Origin of the sequence: Azospirillum sp. TSH100 (genome assembly GCF_004923295.1) — a bacterium.
GTDB lineage: Bacteria > Pseudomonadota > Alphaproteobacteria > Azospirillales > Azospirillaceae > Azospirillum.
The window spans coordinates 135,171-150,693 of the sequence record NZ_CP039638.1 but is presented as its reverse complement, the minus strand read 5'-3'; the positions used below and the strand labels follow the sequence as shown (position 1 = coordinate 150,693).

The window sequence follows — 15,523 nt, the reverse complement described above, 5'->3', positions numbered from 1 at the left end:
GCCCATTTTTTATGCGTTAACGCAGGCAGACAGCCTGTTCCGAAGTCAAACCACCACATCCGGTTGCTTTTTGTCTTGCGCAATTCCTCTCTCGGAAAGTCCTCGACCGCTTCCCCGCCGAAAAAGCCGCCTGTTTCCTTGACCCTGTCATCATCGCTTGTCTCAAATGCAAACGAAAAGACACGAGCTGTTCACAATTGAACGCTAAATCGTTCATAGGGCCCTGCGACGATGTGCGTGTAGCAATCCGTGAAACCGTTTCTGCGGCGGTGGGGGGTTTGGGGCATGACGGCGATCTGGACGAAAACAGACCGGGCAAAAGCGGGCGGCACCACGGACGACGGCGGCGCGCGCCACCGCTTCTGGACCCTGCGCCGCGCCATGGTTTCGGTGGTGGGGGTTCTGGTGGCGGCACTGATCGCCAGCCAGGCCTGGGTGTCGCAACGCTACACCGACTTCGCGCTGACCACCTTCAACAGCAGCGCGGCGGCGACCCTGCGGGTGCTCGCCAACGACCGCATCCGCAAGAACTACACGGAATGGCTCCAGGGCCACGCCAACGAATGGAGCCGCGACGCCTTCCTGGTCGACAGCATCAACCAGAAGGATCCGGCCAAGACGATGCTGGCGCTGAAGAACATCAACGCGCGGCCCGTGGTGGTCGACCGCGAGGTGCGGCTGGTCTCGGTGGCCGTCTATGACGCCGATATGAACCGTATCGCCCTCACCGGCGGGGAGCAGGACAGCGTCGCCACCGTCGCCCCGCTGTTCGAGGCGCTGAAATCCCGCGACATCGCCGACAAGCGCCGCCCGTCCAGCCTGCTGTGGCGCGACGGCCAGGGCCGGCCGCTGTTCAGCATGATCGTCCCGATCGGCGGCTTCCGCGTCCTGGGATTCCTGGAGGTGGTGACCGACCCGCTGCCCGCCCTGTCCAACCTGGGCGCCGTTCTCGACGCCGACATCCGCATCACCGACGCCAAGGGCGGCCTGCTGTTCGAGGCAAAGGGCGGCGAATCGGCCCATGCCCAGCTGTCCACCACCACCGTGTCGCTCGGCGGCGACGGCGGACTGCCCTGGGCGACGGCGGAGATCTCGCGCGACGTGTCGGAGTTCGTCAGCGCGACCGAGGAATTGCGCAACGACGCGCTCAAGATGGTCGGCGCCTTCGCCCTGGCCGTCGCCATCGCCGCCGCCCTGCTGCTGCGCGTCGCCGTCATCGCCAACCTGCGCAAATTCGCCCGCGCCATGGAACAGATCGCCGCCGGCGACCTCTCCATCGAGATCCCCCGCACCGGCCGCGACGAGCTGGCGGTGATGGCCGCCGCGCTCCGCCGCCTGCGCGGCAGCGTCGAGCAGGTGCTGCTGATGAAGCGGATGGTCGACAGCAGCCCGGTGCCCACCGCCCTGCTGCGCACCGACGGTCAGGTGGGATTCGTCAACCCCGCCGCCCGGACCTTCTGCGAGGCGCACGGCATCGACCCCGCCAGCCCCGACCTGCTGGCCCAGGGGCCGGACTTCACCGCCGCCTGCACCGACCCCGCCAGCCCGCCGATCCCGCGCCGCACCCTGACGGTGGACGAGACGACGGTGGAGGCCCATGTCGACACCGTGTTCGACGACCAGGGCAACGTGCTGGGCAAGACGCTGTCCTGGACCGACGTGACCGAGCAGATGCGCTCGGCGGCACTCGCCCGCCAGCTGATGGAGGACGTGCATCAGGTGGCGTCGGGTGTCGCCACCCAGTCGGGCCAGCTGCGCGAGCTGGCCGATGCGCTGCGCCGGGAATCGGCCGGCACCATCGACAGCACGGTCAGCGCCGGCAGCTTCGTCGCCGAGAGCAACCGCAACGCCACCACCTGCAACGACAGCGCCGAGGTGCTGATGGACACCATCGGCAGCGTCTCCAGCCTCGCGACCGAGGCGGCGGGGGTGGTCGGTGCCACGCTGGGCGAGCTGACCGCCGCCCGCGCGGTGGTCGGCCAGCTGGGCGAGAACACCGAGCAGATCCGCCGCATCGTCGACGTCATCACCGGCATCGCCCACCAGACCAAGCTGCTGGCGCTGAACGCCACCATCGAGGCGGCGGCGGCCGGCGTGGCCGGGCGCGGCTTCGCCGTGGTGGCGGCGGAGGTGAAGAAGCTGGCGGAGGAGACCGCCAACGCCACCGTGCAGATCGCCAGCTCGGTCGGCGCCATCAACGGCAGCATCCAGAACACCGTCGGCACCTTCGCCCGCATCTCCGGCTCGGTCGAGCGCATCAACGAGGTGCAGGAGCTGATCGGCGAGGCGGTGGCCCGCCAGACCGCCTCCTCCACCGACATCCGCAGCCGCGTCGGGGTGATCGCCGGCAACACCGGCGAGGTGGCGGCGCTGATCGACGGCGTCAGCGCCCAGGCGTCGCGCACCGGCGACATCGCCGCCTCGCTGACCGAAACGGCGAACACGCTGGCCGAGGAAGCCGCTTCGCTGCATAGTCTGCTCGGCACGCTGCGCGCCGGGCAGGCCGCCTGATCCCGCCCGCCGCGAAAGAGCGGCGGACTGGACGGATCAGGGGATGGGTGTCGGAATGCGGCTGCTGTTGCTTCTGCTGCTGGCGATGGTGTCGGCCTCACCGGCACTCGCCCCGTCGGCCAGGGCCGGCGACGGCGACACGCTGGAGCGCATCCACAGCCGCGGCTTCCTGATCTGCGGCCTGCGCAGCGGCGTCAGCGGCATCTCCTTCTCCGACCCGCAGGGGCATCTCGACGGCTTCCTGGTCGACGTCTGCCGGGTCTTCGCGGCGGCGACTCTCGGCAACGCCCAGGCGATCCGCGTCGTGCGCCTGCCGGAAAAACCGCAGGAATATTCGGCGGTTGAGAAGCACGAGGTCGATGTGGCGCTGACCACCACGACCTGGACCTTCAGCCGCGATCTCTCCTACGACATCGAGTTCCTGATGCCGCTGCTGCACGACGGCCAGGGCTTCGCCATCCACGCGGACGGCACGCCGCCACCACTCGACCGGCTGGGCGCCCGCACCGTCTGCGTCAAGACCGCCACCACCACGGTCCGCAATCTGGAGGACCATATCCGCAAGTCCGACCTGCCCTGGACGATGCGCACCTTCCAGACGCTGGACGAGGCGTTGCAGGCCTTCCTCGCCCATGAATGCGACCTGCTGACCACCGACCGCACCGTGCTGGTGACCTCGCTCGCCGGCTACCGTCAGGCCGGCATGGGCATCTATATCTATCCCGACGTGATCTCGCGCGAGCCGCTGACCCCCTACATCGCGCGCGGCGACCGCAACTGGTACGACATCACCCGCTGGGTGCTCCACGCCATCGTGCTGGCCGACGCCAAGGGCGTCACCTCGGCCGACGTGCAGGCCGGCCGCATTCCCGACGACCCCGAACTGCACCGCATGCTGGGCCACGCCGGCAGCGTCTCCCGCACGCTCGGCCTGCCCGACGACTGGGCCTTGCAGGCGCTGGCGCAGGTGGGGAACTACGGCGAGATCTTCGACCGCAACCTCGGCACCCCCTATGGCATGGACCGCGGCCAGAACAGGCCTTGGACCCAGGGCGGGCTGCTGTACGCGCCGCCGTTCCGGTGACGCGCGCCCCTACGCCGCCAGCGCCACGCCCAGATGCCGCTCCAGCAGCGCCGTATCCGCCTTCGCCTGCGCTGCCGGCCCGGCATGCACCACCCGGCCGCGGTCGAGGAAGACCACGCGATCGGCGAAATCCAGCGCACGGTCGACCTGCTGCTCCACCAGCAGGATCGTCATGTCCAGCTTCGACAGCGCCGTCATCAGCATGTCGCAGATCACCGGCGCCAGCCCTTCCAGCGGTTCGTCCAGCAGCAGCACCGTCGGCTTGCCGAGCAGCGCGCGGGCGACCGACAGCATCTGCTGCTCGCCGCCCGACAGTTCGCCGCCGCCGTTGCGCCGCCGCTCGCCCAGCCGCGGGAACAGCTCGTACGCCTCCTCCAGCGCCGAGCGCGGCCGCCCCTTCAGGCCGGTGACGAGGTTCTCCTCCACCGTCAGCGATTTGAAGATGTCGCGCGTCTGCGGCACATAGCCGAGCCCCGCCGCCGCCCGCGCCGAGCTGCTCATCCCGCCGAGTTCCACCCCGTCAAGCCGGATGCTGCCGCCATGGCGGGTGGTCTGGCCGACCAGCGTCGCCAGCGTCGTCGTCTTGCCCACCCCGTTGCGGCCGAGCAGCGCCAGCCGGCCGCCAGCCGGCACGGCCAGCGATACGCCGTCGAGGATCAGCGTCCTGCCGTAGCCGGCGCACAGATCCATGACCTCGAGAGACCCACGCGGTTCAGTGCGCATCGGCACGGCTCCCCAGATAGACCTCGCGCACGCGCGGGTCGGCGACGATCTCCTTGGCGGTGCCGCTGCACAGCAGCCGCCCCTGCGCCAGCACCACGATGGTTCTGGCGAAGCGGAACACCAGATCCATGTCGTGCTCGATCATCAGCACCGCCAGATCCCTGGGCAGCCGGTCGATGGCGTCGAGGATGCGCTGGCTTTCCGAATGGGGCACGCCGGCCGCCGGCTCGTCGAGAATCAGCACCTTCGGCTTCATGGCGAGCGCCAGCGCGATCTCCAGCAGCCGTTGCTGCCCATAGGCCAGCGAGCCGACCGCCGTGTGCGCCACCGGCGTCAGCCCCATGCTGTCGAGCAGCCCCGCCACCTCGTCGGCCAGCCCGGCCACCTTGGCGACGTTGGCGAACAGGCGGAAGGTGCGGCGGTCACGTTGCAGGACGGCCAGTTCCAGATGCTCGCGCACCGTCATCGACCTGAACAGCCGCGCCACCTGGAAGCTGCGGATCAGCCCCAGCCGAACCCGCTCCGCCGCCGACAGTTTCGTGATGTCGCGGCCGTCAAGCCGGATTGTGCCGGCGCTGGGCGGGATCACTCCGGTGACGAGGTTGACGAAGGTCGTCTTGCCCGCCCCGTTCGGCCCGATCAGGGCGCAGCGGTCGCCGGCCTTCAGCGTCATGGTGATGTCCGACGACACCTGAAGGCCGCCGAAATTCTTGCTGAGGTTCTGGACCTCAAGAAGCTTGGTCATGCCCCGCCCTCTTTCCTGCCCAACAGCCCGCCCAGCCGCTCCACCCCCGAGGCGATGCCGCCGGGCAGGAACAGGACGATGCCGATCAGGAACAGGCCGATGAAGCCCATCCAGTGGAAGGGATCGCTGGCGGCCAGGACATGGTGGATGCCCATGAAGGCCGCCGTGCCGATCACCGCGCCATAGAGCCGCCCGGTGCCGCCCAGCACCAGCATCACCAGCGCCTCCGCCGACCAGGGGAAGCCGGCGCTGTCCAGCCCGACGATGCCGCTGGTCACCGCGGTCAGCGCCCCCGCCACCCCGGCAAACACCCCGGCCACGGCATAGAGCGCCACCAGATAGGATTTCGGCGAGCCGCCGATGGCGGAGATCCGCAGCGGATCCTCCTTCACCCCGCGGCAGGCCAGCCCGAAGGGCGAGCGCACGATCCGCCGCGCCACCAGCAGGCCGATCACCAGCACCGCCAGCGCGAACAGGTAGGCGGTGTGGCCGAACATGTCGAAACGGAACAGCCCCAGCACCGGCGCAGGGTCGATGCCGGACAGGCCGTCGCTGCCGCCGGTCCAGTCGCGCGCCTTGTTGGCGACCTCCTGCACGATCTGTCCGACCGCGATGGTCAGCATCAGCAGGGTCAGCCCGCGCGCATGCAGGATCAGCGCCCCGGTGACCAGCGCGACCAGCCCGCCGGCCAGCCCGCCTGCCGCCAGCATGACGAAGGGGTCGTTGTTCCAGTTCACCGCGACGATGCCGGCGGCATAGGCGCCGGTGCCGAACATCGCCGCCTGCCCCAGCGTGGCGATCCCGCCATAGCCGAGCACGAGGTCGAGCGACAGCACGAACAGGGCCGAGGCGGCGATGCGGGTCAGCAGGGCCAGATCGTCCGGCAGCAGCCAATAGGCGGCCAGCCCGGCCGCCGCGACCAGCGGAATGCCGATCCAGCCGAGATCGCGGCGCCGGCCGGGGGGAAGTGGTCGGGTCACGGCGGCAGCCTTTCCGTCACGCTCGGCGACGCTCGTCATGCCGTCCTCCCTTTGAAGAAACCGTGGGGCCAGCGGAACAGGATCAGGATCAGCGCGGCATAGAAGAAGAACTCGCCGAAATTCGGGATCAGGTATTTGCCGGCGGTGTCGATGATGCCCAACGCCAGCGCCGCCGCCGCCGATCCGAAGATGCTTCCGGCCCCGCCGACCGCCACCACCGCCAAAAACAGCACGATGTAGCGGATGGCGTAATAGGGCTCCAGCGGCAGCAGTTCCGCCCCCAGCACGCCGCCGAGCGCCGCCAGCCCGGTGCCGAGCGCGAAGGTCGCCAGATAGAGCCGCTCGGTGCGGATGCCCAGCGCCGCCGCCATGGCGGGATCATCGACCGCGGCGCGCAGCCGGATGCCGAAATCGGTGCGCTCCAGCAGCCACCACAGCCCAACCAGCGTCGCCGCCCCGGCGCCGATCACGAAGGCGCGGTGGGTCGGGATCGCTTTCGGCCCCAGCGCCACCGTGCCGGTCAGCAGGTCGGGCAGTGGAATGCGCTTCAGCGTCGGGCCGAACAGGTAATTGATGCCGGCGACGATGACGAAGGTCAGCCCGATGGTCAGCAGCACCTGCGACAGCTCGTTGGCTGAGCCATAGATGCGGCGGTAGAGCAGCCGTTCCAGCGGCAGGGTGGCCAGCACGGTCAGCGCCACCGCGACGATCAGCGCCGCCACATAGGGCAGACCCACGCTTTGCGCGGCATAGGAGGCGACATAGCCGCCGAGCATGGCGAAGGCGCCATGCGCCAGATTGACCACCCGCATCAGCCCCAGCGTCACCGACAGCCCGACCGAGATGATGAAGAGGATCATCCCATAGGCGATGCCGTCGACGGCGATCCCGAAGATGCTTTCCATGATGTCTCTCCACCTCCCCGTCTCCCTCTCCCCCCGGGAAGAGGGTCGGGGTGAGGGGGAAGCACCGCGTGCCTTACCCGATAATCCTGCCGCGCCCCCTCCTAACCCTCTCCCCGCTTTCGGCGGACCTATGGTCCGCCTGTCGCGTCAGCGCAAACCAAGTTTGCGCGAGAACAGGGGGAGAGGGGGACACCCCCCTCACTTCGCCAGCTTGTACCCATAGTCCGGCTGCTTCTCGAACGCCGCCTTCTCGACATTCTCCAGCCGGCCGCCGACCTTCTCGACGGTGCGCAGATAGATCGTCTGGGTGACATGGCGGCTGTCGGGATCGATGGTCACCGGCCCACGCGGGCTTTCCCAGCTCATGCCCTTCACCGACTCCACCGCCTTGGCGCCATCGATCTTGCCGCCGCCGGCATTCTTGATCATCTGATAGATGACATGCGTGCCGTCATAGGCACCAACCGTGGTGAAGGTGGCGGTGTCGTCGTTGCCGAACAGTTCCTTGTGCTTGGCGAGGAATGCCTTGTTCACCGCCGAGTCGTGGGCGCGGCTGTAATGGAAGCTGGTGGTCATGCCCAGCACCGCGTCGCCCAGCGCCGGCAGATCCGGTTCCTGGGTGATGTCGCCGGGGCCGAACAGCCTGACGCCCTTGTCCTTCAGCCCGTTGTCGGCGAAGGCCTTGGCGAAGGCCAGCGTGGTCGGACCGGCGGGCAGGAAGGCATAGACCGCCTCGGCGCCGGTGTCCTTGATGCGCTGCATGAAGGGGGCGAAGTCGGTCGATTTCAGCGGCATGCGGATGGCGTCGGCCACCTTGCCGCCATTCTTCTCGAAGGTCGCCTTGAAGGCGGCCTCGCCGTCCAGGCCGGGGCCATAGTCGCTGACCGCCGTCACCGCCGTCCTGATCCCCTGCTTGGCCATATGCTCGGCCAGCGGAACCGTATTCTGCCACAGGGTGAAGGAGGTGCGGACGAAGCGCGGCGACTTCTCGGTGATGGCGGAGGTGGCGGCGTTGAAGACCACCGCCGGAATGTTCGCCTCGTCGATCAGCGGGGCGACCGCCAGCGCATCGGGCGTGAAGGTGAAACCGGCCAGGAAGGACACCCGCTCCTTCACGATCAGTTCCTGCGCCAGCGCCTTGGCCTGGGCCGGGTTGGCCTGCTCCAGGTCGCGATAGACGAACTCCACCGTGTCGGCGCCGACCGTCTGGCCATGCTCCGCCTGATACTGGGCGATGCCGTCCTTGAAGGTCTTGCCGAACATCGCGAACGGTCCGGAGAAGGGGGCGATGACGCCGACCTTGATGGTGGCGGCCCCGGCCGGACCGGCCGCCAGCGCCAGACCGAACGCCGCACCGAGCAGCGCGTTGCGCAGAGTCCTCGTCATCGTCCCTCCCATATGTGACCATGTGCCGGCGCCGGGACTCCCGCTTTCAGGTCCGGATCCCGGCCATTGACTGTTCCGTCAACCGTACTGAGGGACAGGCCAACCGTCAAGTGCGATACCTGATAGAGTGTTCTATAATCGCACAAAACATAGTTCACAGCCAAGCGCTTGCAAATACGGATTTTTTCTCGAAATCCGCCCTGAAAGCACCCAACGACTCTCATGTTGCGCCGCAATATGTTCGATTAACGCCCGTGAGGTGCATTTTTCGCCCTTGACAGCCGAAGGTCTCTCCCGCCATTCTGTGCGTAAAGCTGAATATTTGTGCGGTTTCCGCACATACGGGAGGTCATATGGCGAAGATCACGCCCCTGCGCGAGGCGGTGGCAAGCCTCGTGCACGATGGCGACACGGTCGCCCTGGAAGGGTTCACCCACCTGATTCCGCATGCCGCCGGGCATGAGATCATCCGGCAGGGCCGGCGCGACCTGACCCTGGTGCGCATGACGCCGGACCTGATCTATGACCAGATGATCGGCATGGGCTGCGCCGCGAAGCTGATCTTCTCCTGGGGCGGCAATCCCGGCGTCGGTTCCCTCCACCGCTTCCGCGACGCGGTCGAGCAGGGCTGGCCGCACCGGCTGGAGACGGAGGAGCACAGCCACGCCGGCATGGCGAACGCCTATGTCGCCGGCGCCTCCAACCTGCCCTTCGCGCTGCTGCGCGGCTACACCGGCTCCGACCTGCCGAAGGTCAACCCGAACATCCGCTTCGTCGAGTGCCCCTTCACCGGCGAGAAGCTGGCCGCCATCCCGTCCGTCCGCCCGGACGTGACGGTGATCCACGCCCAGAAGGCCGACCGCCGCGGCAATGTCCTGCTCTGGGGCATCCTCGGCGTCCAGAAGGAGGCGGTTCTGGCCGCCAAGCGCTCCATCATCACGGTCGAGGAGATCGTCGACGATCTGGAGGCGCCGCCGAACGCCTGCGTGCTGCCCTATTGGGCGGTTTCCGCCGTCTGCCCGGTTCCCGGCGGCGCCTATCCGTCCTACGCCCAGGGCTATTCGGAGCGCGACAACCGCTTCTACAAGGCGTGGGATCCGATCGCCCGCTCACGCGAGACCTTCCAGGACTGGATGCAGCGCCATGTGCTGGACACCGACGATTTCGCCGGCTTCCGCCGCGTGCTGGCCGAAAGCATGAAGGAGGTTGCGTGATGAGCAGCACCGAGACCACCACCGCGACCGCCGATTTCACCGCGACCGAGATCATGACGGTGGCGGCCAGCCGCCTGCTGAAGGACGGCACCGTCTGCTTCGTCGGCATCGGCCTGCCCTCCACCGCCGCCAACCTCGCCCGGCTGACCCATGCGCCAGAGGTGGTGCTGATCTATGAATCCGGCCCGATCGGCGCCAAGCCGACGGTGCTGCCGCTGTCGATCGGCGACGGCGACCTCGCGCTCACCGCCGACACCGTGGTCAGCACGCCGGAAATCTTCCGCTACTGGCTGCAGGGCGGGCGGATCGACGTCGGTTTCCTGGGGGCGGCCCAGGTCGACCGCTTCGCCAACATCAACACCACCGTCATCGGTCCCTACGACACGCCCAAGGTGCGGCTGCCCGGTGCCGGTGGCGCGCCGGAGATCGCCTCCCAGGCCAAGGAGGTGTTCATCGTCCTGAAGCAGAGCCCGAAGGCCTTCGTCGCCAAGCTGCCCTTCGTCACCTCGGCCGGCTATCTCGACGGTGGAGACGCGCGGGCCAAGGCCGGCATCCCCGGCGCCGGGCCGACCGCGGTCATCACCGACCTCGGCATCCTCACCCCCGATCCGGTGACCAAGGAACTGACCCTGACCAGCATCCATCCCGGCGTGACGGTGGAGCAGGTCAAGGCGGCCACCGGCTGGGATCTGAAAATCTCGCCCGACCTGAAGACCACCGAAATCCCGGACGCCGGCGCGCTCGCCGCCCTGCGCGACCTCCAGGCCCGCACCGCCGCCGCCCACGGCCAAGCCGGCGGCGGGGAAGGATAAGACCATGCGTGACGCCTATATCTGCGACGCCATCCGCACCCCCATCGGCCGCTATGCAGGATCCCTGTCGTCGGTGCGCGCCGACGATCTCGGCGCCGTGCCGATCCGCGCCCTGATGCAGCGGAATCCCTCGGTCGACTGGGCCGCGGTGGACGACGTCATCTATGGCTGCGCCAACCAGGCGGGCGAGGACAACCGCAACGTCGCCCGCATGTCGGCGCTGCTGGCGGGATTGCCCGACGCGGTGCCGGGCACGACGATGAACCGTCTCTGCGGCTCCGGCCTCGACGCCGTCGCCACCGCCGCCCGCGCCATCAAGGCGGGCGAGGCCGAGCTGATGATCGCCGGCGGGGTGGAGAGCATGAGCCGCGCCCCCTTCGTCATGGGCAAGGCCGACGCTCCCTTCTCACGGTCCGCCGAGATCTTCGACACCACCATCGGCTGGCGCTTCGTCAACCCGGCGATGAAGGCGGCCTACGGCGTCGATTCGATGCCGGAGACGGCGGAGAATGTCGCCGACGACTGGAAGATCAGCCGCGCCGACCAGGACGCCTTCGCCCTGCGCAGCCAGGAGCGGGCCGCCCGGGCCATCGCCGACGGCAGCCTCGCTCGCGAGATCGTCCCCGTCACCATCCGCAGCCGCAAGGGCGAGACGGTGGTGACGACCGACGAGCACCCCCGCGCCACCACCATCGAGGCGCTGTCGGCCCTGAAGCCGATCGTCCGCCCCGGCGGCACCATCACCGCCGGCAACGCGTCCGGCGTCAATGACGGCTCCGCCGCCCTGCTGATCGCGTCGGAAGCGGCGGTGAAGCGCTTCGGCCTGACCCCGCGCGCCCGCATCGTCGGCGGCGCCACCGCCGGCGTGCCGCCGCGCGTCATGGGCATCGGCCCGGCCCCGGCCACCCGCAAGCTGCTGGAACGTCTCGGCCACCGCATCGCCGACATCGACCTGATCGAGCTGAACGAGGCCTTCGCCGCCCAGGGTCTGGCGGTGATGCGCGAGCTTGGCCTGCCGGACGACGCCGCCCATGTGAACCCGCAAGGCGGCGCCATCGCGCTCGGCCACCCTCTGGGGGCCAGCGGCGCCCGTCTGGCGACCACCGCGCTCTACCAGCTGGAACAGTCCGGCGGCCGGACCGCGCTCTGCACCATGTGCATCGGCGTCGGCCAGGGCATCGCGGTGATGATCGAGCGGGTGTAGCCTCGGGTTCCGACCGCGCCCGCACCACAACAAGCGAAGGCAGTCTCCATGCCCTTCATCGAAACCGCCGGCATCACCCAGCACTATGACCTGACCGGCCCGGCGGATGCGCCGGTTCTGCTGTTCGCCAACTCCATCGGCACCAGCCTTCATATCTGGGATGCCGTGGTGCCGCACCTGTCGCAGCGTTACCGCGTGCTGCGCTACGACATGCGCGGCCACGGCCTGACCCAGGTGACGCCGGTCACCGAAGAGGCCGGCTACAGCATGGACCTGCTCGCCGACGATGCCGCCGGCCTGCTCGACGCGCTCGGCATCGCACGCGCCCATGTCTGCGGCCTGTCCATCGGCGGCATGATGGCCCAGCGCCTCGCCGTCAAGGCGCCGGACCGCGTGCATGGGCTGATCCTGTGCGACACCGCCGGCGTCATCGGCCCCCCCTCGGTCTGGGCCGACCGCATCGCCGCCATCCGCGCCCGCGGCATGGGCGCCATCGCCGATGGGGTGATGGCGCGCTGGTTCACCCAATCCTTCCGCGACAGCCGGCCCGAGCAGATCCGCGGCTACACCGCCATGGTCGCCCGCACCACCGAGGACGGCTATGTCGGCTGCTCGATGGCGATCCGCGACGCCGACCTGCGCGCCGCCAACGCCGCCATCGCCGCCCCCACCCTGGTGATCTGCGGCGCGGAGGACGTGGCAACCCCGCCCGAGGTCGCGCGCGAGCTGGCCGCCGGCATCCCCGGCGCCCGGTTCGAGCTGCTGCCCGGCGCCGCCCACATCCCCGGCGTCGAGAAGCCGGCCGAGCTGGCCGCCCTGATCGACGGCTTCCTGAGGACTCTCTAATGGACGACAAGGACTTGTACGATCGCGGCATGGTGGTGCGCCGCTCGGTCCTCGGCGACGCCCATGTCGACCGCTCGCTGGAGCGCGCCACCGACTTCGACGCCGATTTCCAGGAGTTCATCACCAAGACCGCCTGGGGCCAGATCTGGACCCGGCCGGGGCTGGACATCCGGACGCGCAGCATGCTGACCATCGGCATGCTGGCGGCGCTGGGCAAGGACGGCGAGTTGAAGCTGCACATCCGCGCCACCCGCAACACCGGCGTCACCCGCGACGAGGTGAAGGAAATCCTGATGCAGGCCGCCGTCTACGCCGGCATCCCCGCCGCCAACCACGCCATAGCACTGGCCCGCGCCGTCTATGCCGAGATGGACGAAGAGGACGGGAAACAGGGATGACCGCCACCCACCACGCCGACCCTCTCCTCGACCCGCTCTTCACCAGCGACGCGGCGGCCGACGCCTTCTCGGCCACGGCAAGGCTGCAAGCCATGCTGGAGTTCGAGGCGGCGCTGGCACGGGCGGAGGCGGCGGTCGGTGTCATCCCCGCCCATGCCGTCCCGGCCATCGAAGCGGCCTGCAAGGCGGAGCTTTACGATCTGGGCGCGCTGGGGGCGGAGGCGGCGCTGGCCGGCAACACCGCCATCCCGATGGTCAAGCACCTGACCCGCGTGGTGAAGGCCGCCGACGAGGAGTCTTCCCGCTACGTCCATTGGGGCGCCACCAGCCAGGACGCGATGGACAGCGGCCTGATGCTGCAACTGCGCCGCTTCCTCGACGGGCTGGACGCCGATCTGGCGGCACTCGCCGACGGGCTGGCCGACCTCGCCGACCGTCACCGGGCGACGCCGATGGTCGCCCGCACCTGGCTTCAGCATGCCCTGCCGACCAGCTTCGGGCTGAAGGCCGCCGGCTGGCTCGACGCGCTCGGCCGCGACCGCCAGCGCATCGCCGCCGCCCGCAAGCGCCTCGCCCTGCAATTCGGCGGCGCCGCCGGCACGCTGGCGGCACTCGGCGACGCCGGCCCGGCGGTGGCGGAGGCCCTGGCGAAGGATCTTGACCTGCCCCTGCCCGCCCTGCCCTGGCATGCCAGCCGCGACCGCGTCACCGAACCGGCCTCGGCCCTCGGCATCCTCGCCGGCACGCTGGGCACGCTCGGCCGCGACATCTCGCTGATGATGCAGATGGAGGTCGGCGAAGCCTTCGAGCCCGGCGGCCCCGGCCGTGGCGGTTCCTCCACCATGCCGCACAAGCGCAACCCGGTGTCCTGCGCCGTGCTGCTCTCCACCGCCATCCGCGCCCCGGCCCTGGTCGGCGGGCTGCTGGCCGCCCAGGTGCAGGAACATGAGCGCGGCCTCGGCGGCTGGCATGCCGAGTGGCAGGCGCTGCCCGACCTCTGCCGCCTCGTCGCCGGCGCCGCCCGCCATGCCCGCGAGACCGTCGCCGGCCTGACCATCGACGCGGAGCGCATGCGCGCCAACCTCGACCTGACCCGCGGCCTGATCCTGGCGGAGGCGGTGACCATGGCGCTGGGCGACCGCATGGGCCGCATGGCCGCCCATTCCCGCGTGGCGGAGGCCAGCCGCCGAGCCGCCGAAGCCGCCCGCCCGTTGCGCGACGTGCTGGCCGAGGATGCCGAGGTGATGCAGGCGCTGGGCGCCGAGGCGCTCGACCGCCTGTTCGACCCGCTGCGCTACACCGGTTCCGCCGCCCATTTCATCGACCGCGTGCTGGACGATCACAAAAACACACCTGGCCACAATTCCCAACAGCGTCAGCACAACTGACCGCCGCCAAGGAGGACACCCGCAATGGACACAGCCGTTCACCAGCCGGAGGGCGATTTCCGCCCGCGCGATTGGGCGCAACACCCGCCCTACCTGTCGCCGCTCTACAAATCGACGGTGCTGCGCTCGCCGTCCAAGCCGCTGATCCCGATGAAGCAGGCGCTGTCGGTCCGCACCGGCCCGGTGTTCGGCCATGACAGCCTGGCGCCGCTGGACAGCGACCTGACCAAGAACGGCCGCGTCAACGGCGAGCCCATCGGCGAGCGCATCATCGTCACCGGCCGCGTGCTGGACGAGGACGGCCGACCGGTGCCGCACACGCTGCTGGAGATCTGGCAGGCCAACGCCTGCGGTCGCTACGTCCACCGCTGGGACCAGCATGACGCGCCGCTCGACCCCAACTTCTTCGGCGCCGGCCGCTGCATCACCGATGCGGAGGGGCGCTACCGCTTCACCACGATCAAGCCCGGCGCCTATCCCTGGGGCAACCACCACAATGCCTGGCGTCCGGCGCACATCCATTTCTCGCTGTTCGGGCCGTCCTTCCTGACCCGTCTGGTCACCCAGATGTATTTCCCGGGCGATCCGCTGCTGCCGCTCGACCCCATCTACAACGGCGTGCCGGAGGGAGCGCGCGAGCTGCTGATCTCCCGCTTCTCCATCGACGTGACCGAGCCGGTGTGGGCGCTCGGCTATGAATTCGACATCGTCCTGCGCGGACGCCAAGCCACGCCGATGGAGGGCTGATTCCCATGAGCCAGTTGCTGAAACAGACCCCGTCCCAGACCGTCGGCCCCTATTTCGCCTATGCCTGGACGCCGGAACTCTACGGCCGCCGCCCGCTGGCGACCAACCGGCTGGCCAGCCGCGACACCCCCGGCGAGCACATCCGCATCGAAGGCGTGGTCACCGATGGCGAGGGCGCCCCGATCCGCGACTGCGTTGTGGAGATCTGGCAGGCCGGCGCCGACGGCCGCCATGCCCCCGGTGCGGCCGGCTTCGGCCGCTGCGGCACCAACGACGAGGGCTATTTCTTCTTCGACACGGTGAAGCCCGGCGCCTGCGACGAAGGCCATGCTCCGCACATCGCGGTGACGGTGTTCGCCCGCGGCATGCTGAGCCACGCCTTCACCCGCCTGCATTTCTCCGACGAGGCGGCGGCGAACGGGTCCGACCCGGTGCTGGCGAGCGTCCCGGCCGACCGCCGCGACACCCTGATCGCAACGCGCACCGAACTGGCGGGCGGGGTGGTCTACCGCTTCGACATCCGCCTGCAGGGCGACAGGGAGACGGTGTTCTTCGACTGCTGAGCAGGAGGGAGTCGCCG

Annotated in this window: 15 protein-coding genes; 10 read left to right on the top strand and 5 right to left on the bottom strand. The window is 69.3% G+C overall.

What is annotated here, in order from left to right; translation table 11 throughout:
• Positions 1-285: 285 nt before the first annotated feature.
• Entirely contained in the window at positions 286-2,511 is a 2,226-nt protein-coding gene (locus tag E6C72_RS26100; protein ID WP_109443935.1) for a methyl-accepting chemotaxis protein, read from the top strand.
• A 43-nt stretch (positions 2,512-2,554) separates the two neighbouring features.
• Positions 2,555-3,595, top strand: coding sequence for an amino acid ABC transporter substrate-binding protein (locus E6C72_RS26095; RefSeq protein ID WP_109443934.1), 1,041 nt, complete (start codon positions 2,555-2,557; stop codon positions 3,593-3,595).
• Between the two features lie 9 nt (positions 3,596-3,604).
• Here E6C72_RS26095 and E6C72_RS26090 read toward each other — a convergent pair whose 3' ends face one another.
• The 5 genes from E6C72_RS26090 to E6C72_RS26065 all read right to left on the bottom strand — a co-directional run bounded on the left by E6C72_RS26090 (position 3,605) and on the right by E6C72_RS26065 (position 8,334).
• Positions 3,605-4,318, bottom strand: coding sequence for an ABC transporter ATP-binding protein (locus E6C72_RS26090; RefSeq protein WP_109443933.1), 714 nt, complete (start codon positions 4,316-4,318; stop codon positions 3,605-3,607).
• Positions 4,308-5,063, bottom strand: coding sequence for an ABC transporter ATP-binding protein (locus E6C72_RS26085; protein WP_109443932.1), 756 nt, complete (start codon positions 5,061-5,063; stop codon positions 4,308-4,310). Before E6C72_RS26085 ends, E6C72_RS26090 begins: the two co-directional genes overlap by 11 nt.
• The gene (locus tag E6C72_RS26080) at positions 5,060-6,082 is read right to left on the bottom strand and encodes a branched-chain amino acid ABC transporter permease (protein ID WP_109443931.1); all 1,023 of its coding nucleotides are present in this window, start codon (positions 6,080-6,082) and stop codon (positions 5,060-5,062) included. The genes E6C72_RS26085 and E6C72_RS26080 overlap by 4 nt, the downstream gene beginning before the upstream one ends.
• Positions 6,079-6,948 carry a branched-chain amino acid ABC transporter permease gene (locus E6C72_RS26075; protein WP_109443930.1) on the bottom strand — a complete coding sequence of 290 codons (870 nt, stop codon included), beginning with the start codon at positions 6,946-6,948 and terminating at the stop codon, positions 6,079-6,081. Before E6C72_RS26075 ends, E6C72_RS26080 begins: the two co-directional genes overlap by 4 nt.
• 198 nt (positions 6,949-7,146) lie before the next feature.
• Complete coding sequence (locus tag E6C72_RS26065; protein WP_109443928.1) at positions 7,147-8,334, bottom strand: ABC transporter substrate-binding protein; 1,188 nt, start codon at positions 8,332-8,334, stop codon at positions 7,147-7,149.
• A 353-nt stretch (positions 8,335-8,687) separates the two neighbouring features.
• On the opposite strand from E6C72_RS26065, the gene E6C72_RS26060 reads away from it, so the two are divergent.
• From E6C72_RS26060 to pcaG, 8 genes are read left to right on the top strand one after another with little or no spacing between them, the layout of a single operon-like run.
• The gene (locus E6C72_RS26060) at positions 8,688-9,548 is read left to right on the top strand and encodes a CoA transferase subunit A (RefSeq protein WP_109443927.1); all 861 of its coding nucleotides are present in this window, start codon (positions 8,688-8,690) and stop codon (positions 9,546-9,548) included.
• Positions 9,548-10,360, top strand: a complete 813-nt coding sequence (locus E6C72_RS26055; RefSeq protein WP_109443926.1) for a CoA-transferase subunit beta — start codon at positions 9,548-9,550, stop codon at positions 10,358-10,360. Before E6C72_RS26060 ends, E6C72_RS26055 begins: the two co-directional genes overlap by 1 nt.
• Before the next feature lie 4 nt (positions 10,361-10,364).
• Positions 10,365-11,564 (top strand): 3-oxoadipyl-CoA thiolase, encoded by a 1,200-nt coding sequence (gene pcaF / locus E6C72_RS26050; protein ID WP_109443925.1) that lies wholly within the window; start codon positions 10,365-10,367, stop codon positions 11,562-11,564.
• Positions 11,565-11,612: 48 nt separating this feature from the next.
• Positions 11,613-12,410, top strand: coding sequence for a 3-oxoadipate enol-lactonase (gene pcaD / locus E6C72_RS26045; protein ID WP_109443924.1), 798 nt, complete (start codon positions 11,613-11,615; stop codon positions 12,408-12,410).
• Positions 12,410-12,808 (top strand): 4-carboxymuconolactone decarboxylase, encoded by a 399-nt coding sequence (gene pcaC / locus E6C72_RS26040; RefSeq protein ID WP_109443923.1) that lies wholly within the window; start codon positions 12,410-12,412, stop codon positions 12,806-12,808. Before pcaD ends, pcaC begins: the two co-directional genes overlap by 1 nt.
• The gene (locus E6C72_RS26035; protein WP_109443922.1) at positions 12,805-14,196 is read left to right on the top strand and encodes a 3-carboxy-cis,cis-muconate cycloisomerase; all 1,392 of its coding nucleotides are present in this window, start codon (positions 12,805-12,807) and stop codon (positions 14,194-14,196) included. The genes pcaC and E6C72_RS26035 overlap by 4 nt, the downstream gene beginning before the upstream one ends.
• Before the next feature lie 24 nt (positions 14,197-14,220).
• Positions 14,221-14,943 (top strand): protocatechuate 3,4-dioxygenase subunit beta, encoded by a 723-nt coding sequence (gene pcaH / locus E6C72_RS26030; protein WP_109443921.1) that lies wholly within the window; start codon positions 14,221-14,223, stop codon positions 14,941-14,943.
• Positions 14,944-14,948: 5 nt separating this feature from the next.
• On the top strand, positions 14,949-15,506 hold the full coding sequence (gene pcaG / locus E6C72_RS26025) for a protocatechuate 3,4-dioxygenase subunit alpha (protein ID WP_109443920.1): 558 nt from the start codon (positions 14,949-14,951) through the stop codon (positions 15,504-15,506).
• Positions 15,507-15,523: the final 17 nt, after the last annotated feature.

Bases quoted from the DNA above. Each gene is read 5' to 3' on its own strand.
- E6C72_RS26100 (WP_109443935.1), top strand. From the start codon at position 286: ATGACGGCGATCTGGACGAAAACAGACCGGGCAAAAGCGGGCGGCACC.
- E6C72_RS26095 (WP_109443934.1), top strand. From the start codon at position 2,555: ATGGGTGTCGGAATGCGGCTGCTGTTGCTTCTGCTGCTGGCGATGGTG.
- E6C72_RS26090 (WP_109443933.1), bottom strand. From the start codon at position 4,318: ATGCGCACTGAACCGCGTGGGTCTCTCGAGGTCATGGATCTGTGCGCC.
- E6C72_RS26085 (WP_109443932.1), bottom strand. From the start codon at position 5,063: ATGACCAAGCTTCTTGAGGTCCAGAACCTCAGCAAGAATTTCGGCGGC.
- E6C72_RS26080 (WP_109443931.1), bottom strand. From the start codon at position 6,082: ATGACGAGCGTCGCCGAGCGTGACGGAAAGGCTGCCGCCGTGACCCGA.
- E6C72_RS26075 (WP_109443930.1), bottom strand. From the start codon at position 6,948: ATGGAAAGCATCTTCGGGATCGCCGTCGACGGCATCGCCTATGGGATG.
- E6C72_RS26065 (WP_109443928.1), bottom strand. From the start codon at position 8,334: ATGACGAGGACTCTGCGCAACGCGCTGCTCGGTGCGGCGTTCGGTCTG.
- E6C72_RS26060 (WP_109443927.1), top strand. From the start codon at position 8,688: ATGGCGAAGATCACGCCCCTGCGCGAGGCGGTGGCAAGCCTCGTGCAC.
- E6C72_RS26055 (WP_109443926.1), top strand. From the start codon at position 9,548: ATGAGCAGCACCGAGACCACCACCGCGACCGCCGATTTCACCGCGACC.
- pcaF (WP_109443925.1), top strand. From the start codon at position 10,365: ATGCGTGACGCCTATATCTGCGACGCCATCCGCACCCCCATCGGCCGC.
- pcaD (WP_109443924.1), top strand. From the start codon at position 11,613: ATGCCCTTCATCGAAACCGCCGGCATCACCCAGCACTATGACCTGACC.
- pcaC (WP_109443923.1), top strand. From the start codon at position 12,410: ATGGACGACAAGGACTTGTACGATCGCGGCATGGTGGTGCGCCGCTCG.
- E6C72_RS26035 (WP_109443922.1), top strand. From the start codon at position 12,805: ATGACCGCCACCCACCACGCCGACCCTCTCCTCGACCCGCTCTTCACC.
- pcaH (WP_109443921.1), top strand. From the start codon at position 14,221: ATGGACACAGCCGTTCACCAGCCGGAGGGCGATTTCCGCCCGCGCGAT.
- pcaG (WP_109443920.1), top strand. From the start codon at position 14,949: ATGAGCCAGTTGCTGAAACAGACCCCGTCCCAGACCGTCGGCCCCTAT.